This is a genomic window from Modestobacter sp. Leaf380 (assembly GCF_001424485.1).
Taxonomy (GTDB): Bacteria; Actinomycetota; Actinomycetes; order Mycobacteriales; family Geodermatophilaceae; genus Klenkia.
This window is the reverse complement of sequence record NZ_LMQC01000001.1, coordinates 339,519-355,877: the sequence shown is the minus strand read 5'-3', so window position 1 is coordinate 355,877 and position 16,359 is coordinate 339,519. Positions and strand designations below refer to the sequence as shown.

General features: G+C 75.6%; 15 protein-coding genes. 11 read left to right on the top strand and 4 right to left on the bottom strand.

Annotated elements, in window-relative coordinates; genetic code table 11:
- Window positions 1-4 precede the first annotated feature (4 nt).
- The 4 genes from mtrB to hpf all read left to right on the top strand — a co-directional run bounded on the left by mtrB (window position 5) and on the right by hpf (window position 5,088).
- Window positions 5-1,720 carry an MtrAB system histidine kinase MtrB gene (mtrB, locus tag ASG41_RS01655; protein ID WP_056288766.1) on the top strand — a complete coding sequence of 572 codons (1,716 nt, stop codon included), beginning with the start codon at window positions 5-7 and terminating at the stop codon, window positions 1,718-1,720.
- A complete protein-coding gene (locus tag ASG41_RS01650; protein ID WP_056288763.1) occupies window positions 1,717-3,432 on the top strand; it encodes an LpqB family beta-propeller domain-containing protein in 1,716 nt (571 codons plus the stop codon). Before mtrB ends, ASG41_RS01650 begins: the two co-directional genes overlap by 4 nt.
- A 95-nt stretch (window positions 3,433-3,527) precedes the next feature.
- Window positions 3,528-4,337 carry a ComF family protein gene (locus ASG41_RS01645; protein WP_157518897.1) on the top strand — a complete coding sequence of 270 codons (810 nt, stop codon included), beginning with the start codon at window positions 3,528-3,530 and terminating at the stop codon, window positions 4,335-4,337.
- Window positions 4,338-4,425: 88 nt separating this feature from the next.
- The gene (gene hpf / locus ASG41_RS01640) at window positions 4,426-5,088 is read left to right on the top strand and encodes a ribosome hibernation-promoting factor, HPF/YfiA family (RefSeq protein ID WP_056288756.1); all 663 of its coding nucleotides are present in this window, start codon (window positions 4,426-4,428) and stop codon (window positions 5,086-5,088) included.
- A gap of 51 nt (window positions 5,089-5,139) precedes the next feature.
- On the opposite strand, the gene ASG41_RS01635 is transcribed toward hpf, so the two are convergent.
- Window positions 5,140-5,529: a pyridoxamine 5'-phosphate oxidase family protein gene (locus ASG41_RS01635; RefSeq protein ID WP_056288754.1), complete on the bottom strand. Its 390-nt coding sequence runs from the start codon at window positions 5,527-5,529 to the stop codon at window positions 5,140-5,142.
- A gap of 89 nt (window positions 5,530-5,618) precedes the next feature.
- Between ASG41_RS01635 and ASG41_RS01630 the strand changes: the two genes are divergently transcribed.
- Both ASG41_RS01630 and secA read left to right on the top strand, forming a co-directional pair.
- On the top strand, window positions 5,619-6,320 hold the full coding sequence (locus ASG41_RS01630; protein WP_056288752.1) for an SDR family oxidoreductase: 702 nt from the start codon (window positions 5,619-5,621) through the stop codon (window positions 6,318-6,320).
- 81 nt (window positions 6,321-6,401) lie between these two features.
- Entirely contained in the window at window positions 6,402-9,389 is a 2,988-nt protein-coding gene (secA, locus tag ASG41_RS01625) for a preprotein translocase subunit SecA (protein WP_056288749.1), read from the top strand.
- A gap of 108 nt (window positions 9,390-9,497) precedes the next feature.
- On the opposite strand, the gene ASG41_RS01620 is transcribed toward secA, so the two are convergent.
- Together ASG41_RS01620 and ASG41_RS01615 are read right to left on the bottom strand one after the other, a co-directional pair.
- Window positions 9,498-10,154: an Rv3235 family protein gene (locus ASG41_RS01620; RefSeq protein WP_235564346.1), complete on the bottom strand. Its 657-nt coding sequence runs from the start codon at window positions 10,152-10,154 to the stop codon at window positions 9,498-9,500.
- Between the two features lie 97 nt (window positions 10,155-10,251).
- Window positions 10,252-11,043 (bottom strand): hypothetical protein, encoded by a 792-nt coding sequence (locus tag ASG41_RS01615; protein WP_235564344.1) that lies wholly within the window; start codon window positions 11,041-11,043, stop codon window positions 10,252-10,254.
- A gap of 48 nt (window positions 11,044-11,091) precedes the next feature.
- Here ASG41_RS01615 and ASG41_RS01610 point away from each other — a divergent pair, with 48 nt between their 5' ends.
- The gene (locus tag ASG41_RS01610; protein WP_056288743.1) at window positions 11,092-11,661 is read left to right on the top strand and encodes a hypothetical protein; all 570 of its coding nucleotides are present in this window, start codon (window positions 11,092-11,094) and stop codon (window positions 11,659-11,661) included.
- A gap of 25 nt (window positions 11,662-11,686) precedes the next feature.
- On the opposite strand, the gene ASG41_RS01605 is transcribed toward ASG41_RS01610, so the two are convergent.
- Window positions 11,687-11,953 (bottom strand): helix-turn-helix domain-containing protein, encoded by a 267-nt coding sequence (locus ASG41_RS01605; protein ID WP_056288741.1) that lies wholly within the window; start codon window positions 11,951-11,953, stop codon window positions 11,687-11,689.
- A gap of 215 nt (window positions 11,954-12,168) precedes the next feature.
- Here ASG41_RS01605 and ASG41_RS01600 point away from each other — a divergent pair, with 215 nt between their 5' ends.
- The 4 genes from ASG41_RS01600 (at window position 12,169) to ASG41_RS01585 (ending at window position 16,350) form a co-directional block, all read left to right on the top strand.
- Entirely contained in the window at window positions 12,169-12,948 is a 780-nt protein-coding gene (locus tag ASG41_RS01600) for an SAF domain-containing protein (RefSeq protein ID WP_056288739.1), read from the top strand.
- Window positions 12,948-14,228, top strand: a complete 1,281-nt coding sequence (locus ASG41_RS01595) for a chromosome partitioning protein (protein ID WP_056288736.1) — start codon at window positions 12,948-12,950, stop codon at window positions 14,226-14,228. Before ASG41_RS01600 ends, ASG41_RS01595 begins: the two co-directional genes overlap by 1 nt.
- A 96-nt stretch (window positions 14,229-14,324) precedes the next feature.
- The gene (locus tag ASG41_RS01590) at window positions 14,325-15,785 is read left to right on the top strand and encodes a wax ester/triacylglycerol synthase family O-acyltransferase (protein WP_056288733.1); all 1,461 of its coding nucleotides are present in this window, start codon (window positions 14,325-14,327) and stop codon (window positions 15,783-15,785) included.
- Window positions 15,786-15,837: 52 nt separating this feature from the next.
- On the top strand, window positions 15,838-16,350 hold the full coding sequence (locus tag ASG41_RS01585) for a hypothetical protein (protein WP_056288732.1): 513 nt from the start codon (window positions 15,838-15,840) through the stop codon (window positions 16,348-16,350).
- Window positions 16,351-16,359 lie beyond the last annotated feature (9 nt).

Genomic DNA, 16,359 nt, shown 5'->3' with positions numbered 1-16,359 from the left:
GGGCGTGAGCGCGTCCACCGCCCGACCGCCGGCGCCGCCGTCCCCGCCGCCGGCGGCCCGCCCGGTCCGTCGGCGCAGCGAGCTCCGCCGGCTGCGTCGCGGGGTGCAGCGGCGCGTGCTGCGGGGACGCCGTCGTGCCCAGCGGGTCGTGCGTCGGTGGTCGGCCGTCGCCTGGCACGCCTGGCGCTCCTCGCTGCAGCTGCGCATCGGGGCCATCACCATGGCCGTCGCCGGCGTGGTCGTGGTCATCGTCAGCGTGGTGCTGTTCAACCAGATCAGCGACCAGCTGCTCCGGGTGAAGCGGGACGCCGCCGTCGACCAGGCCCAGGCCGGGGTCTCCTACGCCCAGTCCCAGGTGGCGGGCATCGTCACCGGCGACGCCGCCAGCGTGCGCTCCACCCTGGACCGGACGGTCCGGGAGCTGCAGAGCCGCAACGGGGAGGCCGGAAACTTCGACACGGTGCTGGTCTACCGAGCCGGGGACACCCCGCGCCCGGCGGCCAGTCGACCGTTCCTGTACTCGGCGCTGCCCGCCGACCTGGTGGACGCCGTGGACGACGGCACCCAGGTCTACCGGTACGCCCTGGTGCCCAACGGCTCGCAGGAGCAGGTCCCCACCCTGCTGATCGGTGCCCCGGTGCCCATCGACGGGCAGGGCGGTGAGCAGGTCGACCTCTACTACGCCTTCCCGCTGGACCAGGAGCAGGAGACGCTGTCCCTGGTCCGCAGCACCGTGGTCATCAGCGGCATCGCCCTCACGCTCTTCGTCGTCGGCATCGGCGTGCTGGTCACCCGGCTGGTCGTCGACCCGGTGCGGCGCGCCGCCCGGGGCGCCCAGCGGCTGGCCGAGGGGCGGCTGGAGGAGCGGCTGGCGGTCAGCGGCGAGGACGACCTCGCCCGGCTGGCCAGCAGCTTCAACGCGATGGCCGACAGCCTGCAGAAGCAGATCGTCCAGCTCGAGGGCCTCTCCCAGCTGCAGCAGCGCTTCACCTCCGACGTCTCGCACGAGCTGCGCACCCCGCTGACGACGGTGCAGATGGCCGCAGAGGTGCTGCACGAGTCCCGGGCGGACTTCGACCCGCACGTCGCCCGTTCGGCCGAGCTGCTCTACGCCGAGGTCAACCGGTTCGAGCTCCTGCTGTCGGACCTGCTGGAGATCAGCCGGTACGACGCCGGGGCCGCGGTCCTGGAGGCCGAGCCGACCGACCTGGGTCCGCTGCTGCACCGGGTGGCCGACGGCATGTCCGCGCTGGCGCAGCGTCACGGGTGCCGGCTCGAGGTCGCCACCCCGGCCCGCCCCGTGATCGCCGACGTCGACGCCCGCCGGGTGCAGCGGGTGCTGCGCAACCTGGTGGGCAACGCCATCGAGCACGGTGCCGGACGCCCGGTGGAGATGACCCTGGCCGCGAACCGCACGGCCGCCGCGGTGACCGTCCGGGACCACGGGATCGGGCTGACCTCCGAGGCCGCCCAGCACGTGTTCGACCGGTTCTGGCGGGCCGACCCGGCCCGGGTGCGCACCGTGGGCGGCTCCGGGCTGGGCCTGTCGATCAGCCTGGAGGACGCCCGGCTGCACGGCGGGTGGCTGCAGGTCTGGGGCCAGCCCGACCAGGGCGCGCAGTTCCGCCTCACCGTGCCGCTGACCGCCGGCACCGAGCTCACCGGTTCGCCCCTGCCGCTGCGGCCGGCCGTCGTCCGTCGACCCGGCGGCACCCGGTGAGGCGGGGCCGCGCCGGGCTCCTGGCCGCGGTGCTGACGGCGGTACTGGCCGGTTGCACCACCGTGCCGACCAGCTCCCCGACGGTCGAGATCACCCAGATCGCCGACCCCCCGGCCGACGTCGGTGTCGAGGCGCTGCCGCCGGAGGTCGGTGCCAGTCCGGAGGAGGTCGTGCGGGGCTTCGTCGACGCGATGGCGAGCACCACCCGCAACCACCCGGTGGCCCGCCAGTTCCTCACCGCCCAGGCGGCGGACCGGTGGAGCGACACCGAGGGCGTCACGGTGATCAGCGCGGACTACGCGCCGGTGGCCACCGACGCGAGCACCGTGGAGGTGACCGCCGAGCTGGTCGGTGCCGTGGACACCCAGGGCGTCTTCACCGTGGGCACCGGCCAGGCGTACACCCGCAGCATGGCCCTCACGCAGGAGCGGGGGGAGTGGCGGATCACCGACCCGCCGGACGGCCTGGTGCTCCTGGAACCCGACTTCGCCCGCACCTACGACCAGGTCAGCGCCTACTTCCTGGACCCCACCGGCACCCGGGTGGTGCCCGACCCGCGCTTCCTGGTCGACGGCGAGGCGCAGCCCACCGCCCTGGTCGACCGGCTCCTCACCGGGGCGTCGACGCCGGTCGCGGCCGGCGTGGTCAACCCGTTGGCCGGGTCCGAGCTGCGCAGCAACGTCGACGTGCAGCGCCAGGTGGCCGTCGTCGACCTGACCGGGCTGCCGCCCGACGTCGTCGACGACCCCAGTGCGCTGTGCGCGCAGCTGGTCTGGTCGCTGGACCAGCTCGACGACGTCCGTGCGGTGCGGGTCCTCGTCGACGGCCAGCAGCTGCGGGTCCCCGGCGTCCCGGACGTGCAGTCCGTGGACGACTGGGCCGCGCTGGACCCCGACGCCGTCCCGGTGGGGTCGGTCGGGCACTACGTGGACGCCGGCGCGCTGCGCACCGTGACCTCGGGGGAGCCCGTGCCGGGACCGGCAGGGACGGGCGTCTACGCCCTGCGGTCGGCCGCGGCGACCGCGGACCCGACCACCAACCAGCTGGGGTCCCTGGCCGGGGTGTCGGCCTCGGCGGGTGGTGCGACCCTGCTGCTGGGTCCCTACGGCGGCGAGCTGGCCCCGCTGCTCACCGCCGGCACGCTCACCGACCCCACCACGGCGGCCACCCGGCCCGAGGTGTGGACCGTGCGCGACGGCACGGAGGTGATCCGGGTCCCGGCGTCCGGTGCGCCGCAGACGGTGAGCGCGACCACGCTGGCCGGGCAGGGGGCGGCGCGGGAGTTCCAGCTCTCACCCGACGGTGTCCGGGCCGCGCTGGTCGTGGACGGGCCCGACGGCGGCCAGGTGCTCGTGGGCACGGTGGTGCGCAGCGACGACCAGGTCGCCGTCCGGGACCTGCGGGCGGTGGCCCCCTCGCTGTCCCAGGTCGTGGACGTGGCCTGGCGGAACTCCGCGGCGCTGCTGGTGCTGGCCGGGGACGCCGGCGCCGAGAGCACGGTGCCCTACGCCGTCGGGGTGGACGGCTGGGGTGTGACGGCGGTGACCACCTCGGGTCTCCCCGCCCAGCCCACCGCGGTCGCCGCGGCGCCCAGCCGGCTCCCCCTGGTGGTGGCCGGCGGCACGCTCTGGCAGCTCGCCGGTGGCACCTGGAGCACGCTGGTCCGCGGTGCGGAACCGCTGCCCGGAGGCGCGCCCTTCTACCCGCTCTGAGCCGTGGGCGCGGTCCGCTGTCCACACCGGGTGGCGGTGTCCCCGACCCGGCCGTGCGGCCGCCGGCGCGGCGAGGGGCGGGGCAGCATGACCGGGTGACGTGGTGGGGACGGGTGGGCACCGGGCTGGTGGCCCCGCTGGCCGACCTGGTGCTGCCCCGGGCGTGCGCCGGGTGCGGCCGGCCGGGGCGGGTGCTCTGTCCGCGGTGCGCGGCGCTGCTGGCCGACCCCCGCCCGGCCCAGCCGCGGCGCCACCCGACCGGGTTCCCGCCCACCGTCGCCGCCGGCGGGTACGCCGGGTCGGTGCGCCCGGTCGTCAACGCCTTCAAGGAACGCGGACAGGCCGATCTGGCCGCGCCGCTGGGCACCGCGCTGGCCCTGGCGGTGTCCGCGGTCCTGCGCGCGGCCCGCGACGGACCGGGCGGCGTGCGCCCCGGCCCGGGCCGCCCGGTGCTGCTGGTGCCGGTGCCCAGCACCCGGGCCGCCCTCCGTGAGCGGGGCCGCGACCACGTCGGTGAGCTGACCGCGGCCGCCGTGCGCGAGCTGCGCGATGCCGGACTGCCGGTCGCGGCCGCCCCGCTGCTCGCCCGGCGCGGCCGGGTGCGGGACTCGGCCGGGCTGTCGGCGGACGAGCGGCGGGCCAACCTGGCCGGCAGCGTCGTCCCGGTCGCGCGGGGGCGGCGGTACGGGCCGGGGCGGGACGGGGTGCGGCCCGCCCTGCTCGTCCTGGTGGACGACGTCGTCACCACCGGGGCGACCCTCACGGTCGCCGCCGGGGTGCTGGCCGGCCACCGCCACGCCCGGGACGCGCCGGTGGTGGGCGCGGTCGTGGCGGCCACCCCGCTGGGCCGACGCGCCGTCCCGACGGACCCCGGCCCCGGCGTGTTCACCGTCCGTGACCTGTGAGGACACCCAGGAGGGGTGGGTCAGGACTGTCGGACCGGCCCGTCCGGGGCTAGCGTCGGATCGATCACACCCGAGTTCGGGAGGTCACATGGAGATCGTCGTCCGAGGTCGCAACGTCGAGGTGCCCGAGCACTTCCGGCAGCACGTCGAGGACAAGGTCGGCCAGCTGGAGCGCTTCGACGCCAAGATCGAGCGCTTCGACGTGGAACTGCTCCACGAGAAGAACCCACGCCAGTCCGCGAACTGCCAGCGCGTGGAGATCACCCTGCGGGGCAAGGGCCCCGTCGTGCGTGCCGAGGCCTGCTCGGCGGACTTCCAGTCCGCCCTGGACGCTGCCGTCACCAAGCTGGAGAACCGGCTCCGACGGGCCGCCGACCGGCGGCGGGTCCACCACGGGCGCCGCACCCCGGCCAGCGTCCGGCTCGACGGCAGCGCCGCGCGCATCGACGCCGTCGCCGCGGTCGCCCTGGACCAGCAGCTGGCCGAGGGGCAGCACCGGACCGACCTCGACGAGCACCTGCCCGGACGCGTCGTCCGGGAGAAGCAGCACCCGGCCACCCCGATGACGGTGGACCAGGCGCTGCACGAGATGGAGCTCGTCGGGCACGACTTCTTCCTCTTCGCCTGTGCCGACACCGGCGTCCCGACGGTCGTCTACCGCCGGCACGCCTACGACTACGGCCTGATCCGGCTCGGTGAGCCGGCGGCCGGGCGCGTCGAGGACGCCGTCCGGGAGACCGCGAACGCCTGAGGGGGAGCTGCGGGCCGTCCTCCCACGCCGGGAGGGCGGCCCGCGGCGCGTTCAGACGTTGCCCAGCACCCGGTCCACGGCGATCTCCAGCACGACCCGGGCCGGGTTGACCCGCGGCTGCCGGTAGCGGGCGGCGTACCGGGCGACCGCGTCGGCGACGGAGGCCTCGTCGTCCCGGAGGGTGGCGACGCCCTCCAGGGTGGTCCAGCGGCGGCCGTCGACCTGGCAGACCGCCACCCGCGCCGTGCCGGCGCCGGCACGGACGTGGCCGGCCTTGACCGAGGTGCCCGAGGTGATGACCCGGGCGGTGCCGGCGTCGATGTCGAAGGTGACCCCGACAGGCACCACGTGCGGGGTGCCGTCGGCCCGCAGCGTCGTCAGCGTCGCCAGGTGCCGCTCGGTGAAGAAGGTGCGCAGGTCGTCGGAGAGGTCCAGGGCCACCGCTGCAGGCTACGGGGCGCCGGCGTCGCCTCCCCGGCCTGCGCAAGCGCCGGTGGGCGGGGACGGCGCGGGCGGGGCAGGATCGTCCCGTGGAACTCCAGGGTGCGCGCGTGTGGGTGGTCGGGGCGACCGGGGTGCTGGGTGGTGCGCTGGCCCGGGGGATGGCCGCGGCCGGTGCCCGGGTGGCCCTGGCCGGGCGCGATCGGCAACGGCTGGCCGCGCTGGCCGAGGAGCTCGGGGGCGTGCCCACCCAGCCGGTGGACGCCGTCGACGTGGAGTCCGGCCGGGCGGCCCTCGCCGCGGCGGTCCAGGCGCTGGGCGGGCTGGACGTCGTCGTCGTGGCCAGCGGGGTGGTGGCCTTCGGTCCCGCGGCCGACGCCGACGACGCCGTCGTCGAGGAGCTCTTCGCGGTCAACACGCTGGGCCCGATGAGCCTGGTCCGGGCCGCTCTGCCCCGGCTGGCCGACGGCGGCGCGGTGGTGTTGCTGTCCGCGATCGTCGCCGACGCGCCGACCCTGCAGATGGCCGAGTACTCCGCCTCCAAGGCGGCGCTGTCGGCCTGGGCCTCGGTGCTGCGCCGGGAGCTGCGGTCCCGCAAGGTCGCCGTGCTGGACGTCAAGCCCCCGCACGTGGACACCGGTCTCGTCGACCGGGCCCTGGCCGGGACCCCGCCGCGGCTGCCGGCCGGGTACGACCAGCGGGCCCTGGTGGACACGGTGCTCGACGGGGTGCGCCGCGGCAGCCGCGAGGTCGTCCTGGACCCGGGGGCCGGGACGCTCGTCCTGCGCTGACCGGGCGACCGGGCGACCCGGCGGTCGCCGTCCCGTCTCGGCGGCCGGGGTCGGTGGCGGGGCGGCACTACATTGGACGACGTGGTGTTCTCGAAGATCCTGCGTGCCGGTGAGGGCAAGCTCGTCCGGCGGTTGTCCAAGATCGCCGATGCGGTCGAGTCCCTCGAGCCCGACGTCGTCGACCTGACCGACGCGCAGCTGCGGGCCAAGACCGACGAGTTCAAGGAGCGGTACGCCGACGGCGAGTCGCTGGACTCGATGCTGCCCGAGGCGTTCGCCGTCGTCCGCGAGGGCGCCGGTCGCACGCTGGGTCAGCGGCACTACCGGGTCCAGCTGATGGGCGGTGCGGCGCTGCACCTGGGCAACATCCCGGAGATGAAGACCGGTGAGGGCAAGACCCTGACCGGTGTGCTGCCGGCCTACCTCAACGCCCTGACCGGTGACGGCGTGCACGTCATCACCACCAACGACTACCTCGCCAAGCGCGACGCCGAGTGGATGGGCCGGGTCCAGCGCTTCCTCGGGCTGTCGGTGGGCACCATCGTGTCCGGCCAGAAGCCCGACGTGCGCCGTGAGCAGTACGCCGCCGACATCACCCACGGCACGAACAACGAGTTCGGCTTCGACTACCTGCGCGACAACATGGCCTGGAGCCGGGGCGACCTGGTCCAGCGCGGCCACCACTACGCGATCGTCGACGAGGTCGACTCGATCCTCATCGACGAGGCGCGCACCCCGCTGATCATCAGCGGCCCGGCCGAGCAGTCGGCCAAGTGGTACGGCGAGTTCGCCCGCATGGTGCCGCTGATGAAGAAGGACCGGCACTACGAGGTGGAGGCGGCCAAGCGCACGGTCGCCGTCACCGAGGAGGGCGTCGAGTTCGTCGAGGACCAGCTCGGCATCGACAACCTCTACGAGGCGGTCAACACCCCGCTCATCGGTTACCTGAACAACGCGCTCAAGGCCAAGGAGCTCTTCCACAAGGACCACGAGTACATCGTCACCAACGGCGAGGTCCTCATCGTCGACGAGTTCACCGGCCGGGTGCTGGCCGGACGCCGCTACAACGAGGGCATGCACCAGGCGATCGAGGCCAAGGAGAAGGTCGCGATCAAGGACGAGAACCAGACCCTCGCCACGATCACGCTGCAGAACTACTTCCGGCTCTACGAGAAGCTCTCGGGGATGACGGGCACCGCCCAGACCGAGGCCGCGGAGCTCAACCAGACCTACGGCGTGGGTGTCGTGCCGATCCCGACGAACCGCCCGATGGTCCGCGAGGACCGCTCCGACGTCATCTACAAGACCGAGAAGGCCAAGTTCGACGCGGTCGTCGACGACATCGCCGAGCGCGTGGAGGCAGGCCAGCCCGTGCTGGTGGGCACCGCGTCGGTGGAGAAGTCCGAGGTCGTGTCCAAGCTGCTGCTCAAGCGCGGCATCCCGCACGAGGTCCTCAACGCCAAGAACCACGCCCGGGAGGCCTCGATCGTGGCCCAGGCCGGTCGCCTGGCCGCGGTCACCGTGGCCACCAACATGGCCGGCCGTGGCACCGACATCCAGCTCGGCGGCAACGCCGAGGTCATCGCCGACGACGCGCTGCGGGCCCGTGGGCTCACCCCCACCGACACCCCCGACGAGTACGAGGCCGCCTGGGACGAGGCCCTCTCCGACGCCAAGGCCCAGGTCGCCAAGGAGCACGAGGACGTCGTCGCCGCGGGCGGGCTGTACGTGCTGGGCACCGAGCGGCACGAGAGCCGCCGCATCGACAACCAGCTGCGCGGCCGGTCCGGTCGACAGGGCGACCCGGGCGAGTCCCGGTTCTACCTGTCGCTGGGCGACGACCTGATGCGCCGGTTCAACGGCCCGATGCTCGAGTCGATGATGAACACCCTGCGGGTCCCCGAGGACCAGCCGATCGAGTCCAAGATGGTCAGCCGGGCGATCCGGTCGGCGCAGACCCAGGTCGAGCAGCAGAACTTCGAGACCCGCAAGGACGTCCTCAAGTACGACGAGGTCCTCAACCGCCAGCGCACCGTCATCTACGACGAGCGCCGCAAGGTCCTGGACGGGGAGGACCTGCACGAGCAGATCGAGTCGATGCTCGACGACGTCGTCGCCGCCTACGTCGACGGCGCCACCGAGGCCGGCTACGCCGAGGACTGGGACCTGGAACAGCTGTGGACCGGGCTCAAGGCGCTGTACCCGGTGGGCCTGACCCAGCAGGAGCTGCTCGACGACCACGCCGAGGGCGACCAGTCCGCACTCACCGCCGACGTCCTCAAGCGGGAGCTGCTGGCCGACGTGCAGGCCCGGTACGAGGCCCGCGAGGAGACGCTGGGCAGTGACGTCACCCGCGAGCTCGAGCGCCGGGTGCTGCTGAGCGTGCTGGACCGCAAGTGGCGTGAGCACCTCTACGAGATGGACTACCTGCGGGCCGGGATCCACCTGCGCGCGATGGCCAACCGCGACCCGGTCGTGGAGTACCAGCGCGAGGGCTACGACATGTTCAACGCCATGCTCGACGGGATCAAGGAGGAGTCCGTCGGGTTCCTCTTCAACCTCGAGGTGAAGACCAAGGAGCAGCAGGAGGCCGAGGCGAAGGCCAAGCAGGACACCGCCGAGGCCGAGGCGCTGGCGCGGGCCCAGGCCGGCAACGAGCGGGTCCTGGCCCGTCAGGCCGCGGCAGCCGCCGCCGCAGCTGCGCCCGCGGCCCCGGCGGCCACCCCGACGGTCCCGGTCACCGGCAGCGGGTCGGTGACCGACGGGGCGGCCCCGGCCGCCAAGGCCCGCCGGTCGACCCCGGCCGCTGCACCCGCCGCCGACACCCCCGCGCCGGCGACGGCGTCCTCCGGCACTGGGCCCGAGCTGGCGGTGAAGGGCCTCGACGAGCGCCCGGAGACCCAGCTGAGCTACTCGGCCCCCTCGCTGGACGCCTCGCCGACCACGTCCGGGGCGGCGAAGGCCGCCAAGACCGCGACGGTCACCGGGACCAAGGCGCCGGCCCGCAACGCACCCTGCCCGTGCGGGTCGGGCAAGAAGTTCAAGCAGTGCCACGGTCAGGCCGGCTGAGCCCGACCGAGCCCGTCTCGTGACGATGCCCTCCCGACCACCTGCGGTCGGGAGGGCGTCGTCGTGTCCGGGGTCGTGTCCGGGGTCGTGGCCGGGTCCAGGCCCTGGTCAGCCGACCTGCAGGGCGGTGCAGCGCCACCGGCCGTCGATGCCCTCCATCCGCGCCGCGACGGCGTGCGCCCGCCCGTTGCGACGGGCCACCGCGGTCACCTCGGCGACCCCGTCGACCGGCTCGGTCACCCGCACCGAGCTGACCAGCAGCGGGCCGGTGCCCTCGGTGCACCACCGGGGCCGGCGTCCGCGGCTGACCGCGGCGAAGACCGGCAGGGTGAAGGCCGAGTGCAACTGGGTGAACGAGCGGCGCCCGGTGAAGGCCTCCAGGGTCGTGGTGACCAGGCGGCGGCCGGCGACCGCGGGGTCGGGCAGGTCGCTGCGCCGCGAGGCGACGGGGCCGAACTCCTCGGGCTCGGGCAGGTCCAGCGCCGGGCGTGGGCCGGGGACGGGCGCGGGCCTCGGTGACGGCACCCCGGGCAGGGTCAGCCGGGTGACGGGCCGGGTGTCCAGCGGCGGGCCCGGCGTGCGCACCAGTCGCAGGTGCACCCCGTGCGGGCGGGTCGCCCGGCTCGGCCGGTCGGAGGCGCTCGTGCCCCAGCAGTCCGGGGTCGCGTCCGGGGTGGTGTCTGCCGGAGCGGGGGCGACCGGGGCGGCGGCCCGGGCGGGGGTGTGCGGGCCGTCGGTCGGGGGGAGGGGCAGCGGTGCGCTCACGGTCGGGCTCCTCGGGTGTGCGGGGTGGGCGTGGGCCGAGCTGTTCGGGCCGTCGGCGGGGGAGGTGCGGGCGCTGCGGCCGTGACCGGTGGCGGTGTCACGGCGCTGCCGGGGGCAGCAGGACCTGGCCCGGCAGCAGCAGGTCGGGGTCGGCACCGATGACGTCGGCGTTGGTCTGCCACCAGGTGTGCACGGCCGCGGCGACCGCCGCGGGGGACGGCGGCGATCCCGGGTGCCGGTCGACCAGCCAGTCGGAGGCGAGGTGCCAGAGGGTGTCCCCGCGCACCACCACGTGCGCCCCGGGAGGGTGGGCGTCGGGCCAGTCGGGGACGGGGTCCGAGCCGGGTCCCGGGGTGGGGTCGACGGCCGGTGCCTGCTCGGTCGCCGGTGCCGTCCCCGGCCAGTCGGGGGCCCCGGCCGCGGGCGCCGCCTGCTCGGTGGAGGCGGCAGTGACGGTGACGGTGGCGGACGCTGCCGCCGGGCCCGTCGCCGCGGCCGCGGGGCCGGCGACCAGCGAGAGCCCGACCGCGACGGCAGCCGCGCGCCGCAGGGTCGCCGGCACCACCGCGACCGCGGCGACCCGGGCCACCTGACCGGCGACGCCGGGCAGTGTCCCCAGGCCGGTCAGGAGCAGACCGAGCACACCCCAGGCCCACGTCAGCGCGGCGAGCGCCCAGGCCAGCAGCACGACCAGGCTGTCCGGCCCGCGGCTGTCGGCCAGTGCCTGCGGGCCGGCGACCGCGGCCCGGACCAGCTCGAGGTCCGGGGCGAGGGTCAGCAACCCCGCTCCCACGAGGGCCATCGCCAGCGTCGTCGACGCCCACCGGCGCACCGTCACGCCCACCACCTCGTCGTCGTCATGAACAGCACTGAACACGACTGAATACACCAAACGCAACCAAACGTGATGATCTGTGGACGAGCTAGGCTCCGCGCCATGCGTTGGGAACAGCTGTTCGCCGACCTCGAGGCACGGTTCGACGTCGAGGAGCAGGCGGCCGTGCAGGCGTCGGCAGGGTCCCGGGCGAGGGCCGAGGCCGGCGGGGTGCTGCTCGTGGACCGGCTGCGCGGCGCCGTGGGCCACCCGGTGCTGCTGACGTGTCGTGGGGCGGGTGACCTGCGGGGTCGACTGGCCGACGTCGGCGTCGACTGGCTGCTGCTCGTCGACGACCAGCGCCGCGACGTCCTGGTCGCCCGGTCAGCCGTCCGAGCCGTCGCCGGGCCGGGGCGCGAGACCGGGCCCGGGGAGGACGACGGACCGGTCGCCCGGGCCTGGGACCTGCGGCGGTCGGTGCGGGCGCTGGCCCGCGACCGGGCACCGGTCCGGTGCCTGCTCGACGAGGGCACGGTGCTGACCGGCACGGTCGACCGGGTGGGCGCGGACTTCCTGGAGCTGGCCGAACACCCGCTGGACCAGGCCCGACGTCGCAGCGCGGTGCGTCAGGTGCGGCTCGTGCCGCTGGAGGCGGTGGCGGCGCTCGTCGGGGAGGTGCCCGCGTCGGGCTGAGCCGGACGCGTCCGACCCGGACGGGTCAGCCCTGGCTGGGGACCTCGGCCTCGACGTCGACCGCGGCGTCGGACCGGGCTGCCGACGCCGACGGGGGCGTGCTGCCGCGGGCCTCGGCGTACTTCTGCTCGATGAACCGCTCGAGTTCGTCCTTCTCCACCCGCCACTGGCCACGGCCACCGATCTGGATGGCCAGCAGGTCCTTGCGGCGCACCAGGGCGTAGGCCTGCGCCCACGAGACGTTGAGGATCTCGGCGACGTCGTCGAGGGTCAGGAAGCGCTGGGTGGCCATCGGGTCGGTCGTCTCCCTCCAGAGGTGGGCCCCAGTGTGGCAGTCCGGCGCTGCCCCCGTGGGGTGGGTCCACAGGCCCGGGTGTGGACAGCGACCGCACGCGAAGGGTCTCCTACGGCATCATCTGCGTCCGATCGCAGGTCAGTGGCCCCATCGGCCACCGGAGGCGGTCGGGCCACCGACCGCACGGGTCGGGTCGACCACCGGGGAGCGGCATGACGACAGGCACCACGACGGCCCCCGAGGAGATCGCGGGGCCGGCTCCGCGCCGGGTCCGGCCACCCCGGTGGCTGGACCTGCGGCTGGTGCTGGGGGTGCTCCTCGTGCTGGGCTCGGTCCTGGTCGGCGCCCGGGTGGTCACCGCCGCCGACGCGACCGTCCCGGTGTGGGCCGCCTCGGGGGACCTGGCCGCCGGGACCGTGCTCAGCGCCGAGGACCTGGTGGCGGTCTCGGTGCGGCTGGACGACGCCGCCGGCTCCTACCTGTCCACGACGACCCGCCCCGCCGGTCAGGTGCTCGGTCGCTCCGTGTCCGCCGGCGACCTGCTGCCGCGTGCGGCGCTGGACCCGGCGTCGGAGCTGGTGCAGCTGGCGCTCCCGGTCCAGGCGGGCTACGTGCCGCCGAGCCTGGCCCGGGGCCAGCTGATCGACGTCTACGCGGTGGCCGACCCCGCGGCCGGCGCGGGGCAGGCCGCCGGGGACGTGTCCCTCGTCGTGGGCGGTGCTCCGGTGCAGGCGGTCTCCGGCCGCGGGGAGGGCGTGCTGTCCACCGCGACGACGACCGTGCAGGTGGTGGTCGCGGTGGCCGCCGACGACGTGCAGGAGGTGCTGGCCGGCATCGGCGGCCGGGCGTTGGTGGTCGTCGTCCGGGACGCCCTGGACGCCGGACCGACGCCCGCGCCCGGCGTGCCCCCGGCCACGGCCTCGGCCTCGGCGACGGTCCCTGCCCCGGCCGCCACCCCCGTCGCACCCGCCACCGCCGGGCCGACCGGCTGATGGCACTGCAGGTCTTCACCGCCGTCACCGGGGCGCCCTGGGAGTCCGAGCTCGTCGGCGCGCTCGACCGGGCCGACCACGGGGTGACCGTGGTCCGCCGCTGTGTCGACGTCGCGGACCTGCTGGCCGCGGCGGCGACCGGGGTCGGTCAGGCGGCGCTGCTGTCCGCCGAGCTCCGTCGACTCGACGGCGACGCGGTGTCCCGGCTGCTGGCCGCCGGGGTCGCGGTCGTCGGTCTCGTCGAGCCGGGGGACGACGACGCCGCCGGACGGCTCCGGCAGCTCGGGGTGTCCCGGGTCCTCCCGGCCGACGCCGACGCCGCCCGGATCGCGACCGCGCTGCGCGAGGCGGTCACCGGGGCGCCGGCGACCGGGCGCGACGTCGGTGACCCGCGGGCGGCGCTGCCCGCGCTGGGCGTGCCCGAGGACCCCGCAGACCGCCCGGCCGGCCGGGGCCGGGTCGTGGCGGTCTGGGGCCCGACCGGGGCGCCGGGCCGGACCACGGTCGCCGTCGGGGTGGCCGACGAGGCGGCCCGGCTGGGCGTCTCCACGCTGCTGCTGGACGCCGACGTCTACGGCGGGGTGGTCGCCCAGGTGCTGGGTCTGCTCGACGAGGCGCCCGGGGTCGCGGCGGCCGCCCGGCAGGCCACGGCCGGCACGCTGGACGTCGCCCGGCTGGCCCGCCTGGCGTGGGCGGTGTCGCCCCGGCTGCGGGTCCTCACCGGGCTGGCCCGGGCCGACCGGTGGCCGGAGCTGCGTCCGCAGGCCGTCGCCACCGTCCTGGACCAGGCGCGGCGGCTGTCCGAGCTGACCGTCGTGGACTGCGCCTTCTGCGTCGAGGAGGACGAGGAGCTGTCCTTCGACACCGCAGCCCCCCGCCGCAACGGGGCGACGACGACCGTGCTCGAGCAGGCGGACACCGTGCTGTGTGTCAGCGGCGCCGACCCGGTGGCGCTGCAGCGGACGGTCCGAGCGCTGGGGCACCTGCGCGAGGTGCTGCCCGACGTCGAGCCGGTCGTGGTCGTCAACCAGGTCCGCCGCGGACCGGTGCCCGGGGACCCGGAGCAGGAGATCGCGGCCGCGCTCAGCCGCTTCGCCGGCACCCGGGTCGGTGGGTTCCTGCCGGCCGACCGCAGGGCCACCGACGCCGCCCTGGCGGCCGGTCGCACGCTCGCCGAGGTGGCGGAGCGGTCGCCGCTGCGCACGGCGCTGCGCGGGTTGGCCGCCGAGCTGGCCGGGGTGCCGGCGCCGGCCCGACGGGGTGCCCGGCGCCGAGGTTGAGCGCACGCAGTCCGGCGAGGGGCCGGTCCGAGCGGTGCCGGGTGTCCTCGATCACGTGGCGCCCGTAGGTTGGGGACCTGCGACGGAGGGAGCACTGTGGTCGACCGCCTGACCTCGCTGGACGCCTCGTTCCTCTACCTGGAGGACGCGGACACGCCCATGCACGTCGGGGGTGTCCTGGTGCTGGAGTCCCCGCGCGGGGGGCTGGACCACGAGGACCTCGTCGACCTGGTGAGCTCCCGGCTGCCGCTGGTGCCCCGGTACCGGCAGAAGGTGGTCGAGGTGCCCGGGCACCTGGCCAACCCGGCCTGGGTGGACGACCCCGACTTCGACGTCACCTACCACGTGCGGCGCTCCGCGCTGCCCCGCCCGGGCACCCAGGAGCAGCTGCTGGACCTGGTCGCGCGGCTCACCGCCCGCCCGCTGGACCACGCCCGGCCGCTGTGGGAGATGTACCTGGTGGAGGGGCTGGAGGGCGACCGGATCGCGGTGGTCACCAAGACCCACCCGGCGCTCGTCGACGGCCTGGGCGCCATCGACATCGGCCAGGTCATCCTGGACGACGCCCCGGTGCCCGCCGACCGTCCTGCCCCGCCGGACGACTGGCGGCCCCGTCGTCCGCCGGGACCGGCCGCGCTGGTCTGGGAGGCCGTCGAGGAGTACGTCCAGCGGCCCACCGCGGTCGTGGAGACCGTCCGGACGGCGGCCGGGGACGTTCGGGCCACGGCCGGCCGGCTGCTGGGCACCGCCGGGACGGTGCTGCAGGCGCTGGCCCGGACCACGGTGCGGCCGGCCCCGACCAGCCCGCTCAACGGCTCGATCGGTCGACAGCGCCGCGTGGCGGTGGCCCGGGCGGACCTCGACGACCTGAAGGCGGTGCGCAAGGAGCTGGGCGGCACCGTCAACGACGTGCTGCTGGCCACGGTGACCGGCGCGCTGCGCGAGTGGCTGATGTCCCGCGGCGAACCGGTCGTCGGGTCCACCTCGGTCCGGGCGCTGGTGCCGGTCTCGGTGCGTGGCGGCGCCGGGGAGGACGAGGACGCCCCGGGGAACCGGGTGTCCAGCTTCCTGGTGGACCTGCCGGTGGGGGAGTCCAACCCGCGGGTGCGGCTGGCCCGGATCGGCTACGCGATGCGGGGGGTCTCCAGCAGCGGCCAGTCCGTCGGGGCCGACACCCTGGTGGCCATCTCGGGCTTCGCGCCGCCCACGTTGCACGCGCTGGGGGCACGGGCGGCCAGCGGTCTGTCCCGCCGGTTGTTCAACCTGGTGGTGACCAACGTGCCCGGCCCGCAGGTCCCGCTGTACGCGGCGGGGGCCCGGATGCTGGAGGTCTTCCCGGTCGTCCCGCTGGCCCAGGGGCAGGGGCTGGCGATCGGGCTGACCAGCTACGACGGGACCGTCTACTTCGGGCTCAACGCCGACCGGGACTCCGTCAGCGACGTGGAGGTGCTGGCCGACCTGATCGAGCAGGAGGTCGCCCAGCTCGTCGAGACGGTGCGGCCGACCCCCGTCGTGCCGCGCCCGGCCCCGGCTGCCGGGGACCAGGGGATGGTCTGACCGCCCCCGTACGTTGGGCGGTCTGTCCGACCACCGATCGAGGAGTTCCTGCGTGCGCGTGTACCTGCCGGCGACGACCACCGTCCTGCGCCAGTTCCTGGACGAGGGGCGGCTGGTGGGTCCGCACACGGTCTTCGCCGTGACGCCCGAGCTGCGCTCGTTCTACGAGCTGTCGGACTCCGACGCCGACCAGGAGGAGCTGGAGTACGCGGCGCTGCTGGCCGCGGCCCGGGCCAGCCTGCGGCTCGTGGACGTCGACCCGGGTGCCGCCCGCCGCCGGGTGGTGCTGGCCGCCGACGTGACCGACGGGTCGGTGACCCCGCTCGGGGACCCCGACACCGACCGGGGGGCGGCCCGCACGGACGCCGACCTGACCGCGGCCGACATCGCCAGCGCGCACATCGACGTCGCCGAGGCCGAGGAGGACGTCCGGAAGGCGGTGTCGGTCGTGCTGGAGGCGGACCTGGGCAGCGAGGACGCCCAGTTCGTCGTCGACCAGGCCGAGGGCCACGAGCTGGCCTGGTACGCCACCCAGGAGATCGGGCCGGCGCTCGACCTGCTCTGAGTCCGGGGT

Bases quoted from the DNA above. Each gene is read 5' to 3' on its own strand.
- hpf (WP_056288756.1), top strand. From the start codon at position 4,426: ATGGAGATCGTCGTCCGAGGTCGCAACGTCGAGGTGCCCGAGCACTTC.
- ASG41_RS01610 (WP_056288743.1), top strand. From the start codon at position 11,092: ATGCGTTGGGAACAGCTGTTCGCCGACCTCGAGGCACGGTTCGACGTC.
- ASG41_RS01605 (WP_056288741.1), bottom strand. From the start codon at position 11,953: ATGGCCACCCAGCGCTTCCTGACCCTCGACGACGTCGCCGAGATCCTC.
- ASG41_RS01600 (WP_056288739.1), top strand. From the start codon at position 12,169: ATGACGACAGGCACCACGACGGCCCCCGAGGAGATCGCGGGGCCGGCT.
- ASG41_RS01595 (WP_056288736.1), top strand. From the start codon at position 12,948: ATGGCACTGCAGGTCTTCACCGCCGTCACCGGGGCGCCCTGGGAGTCC.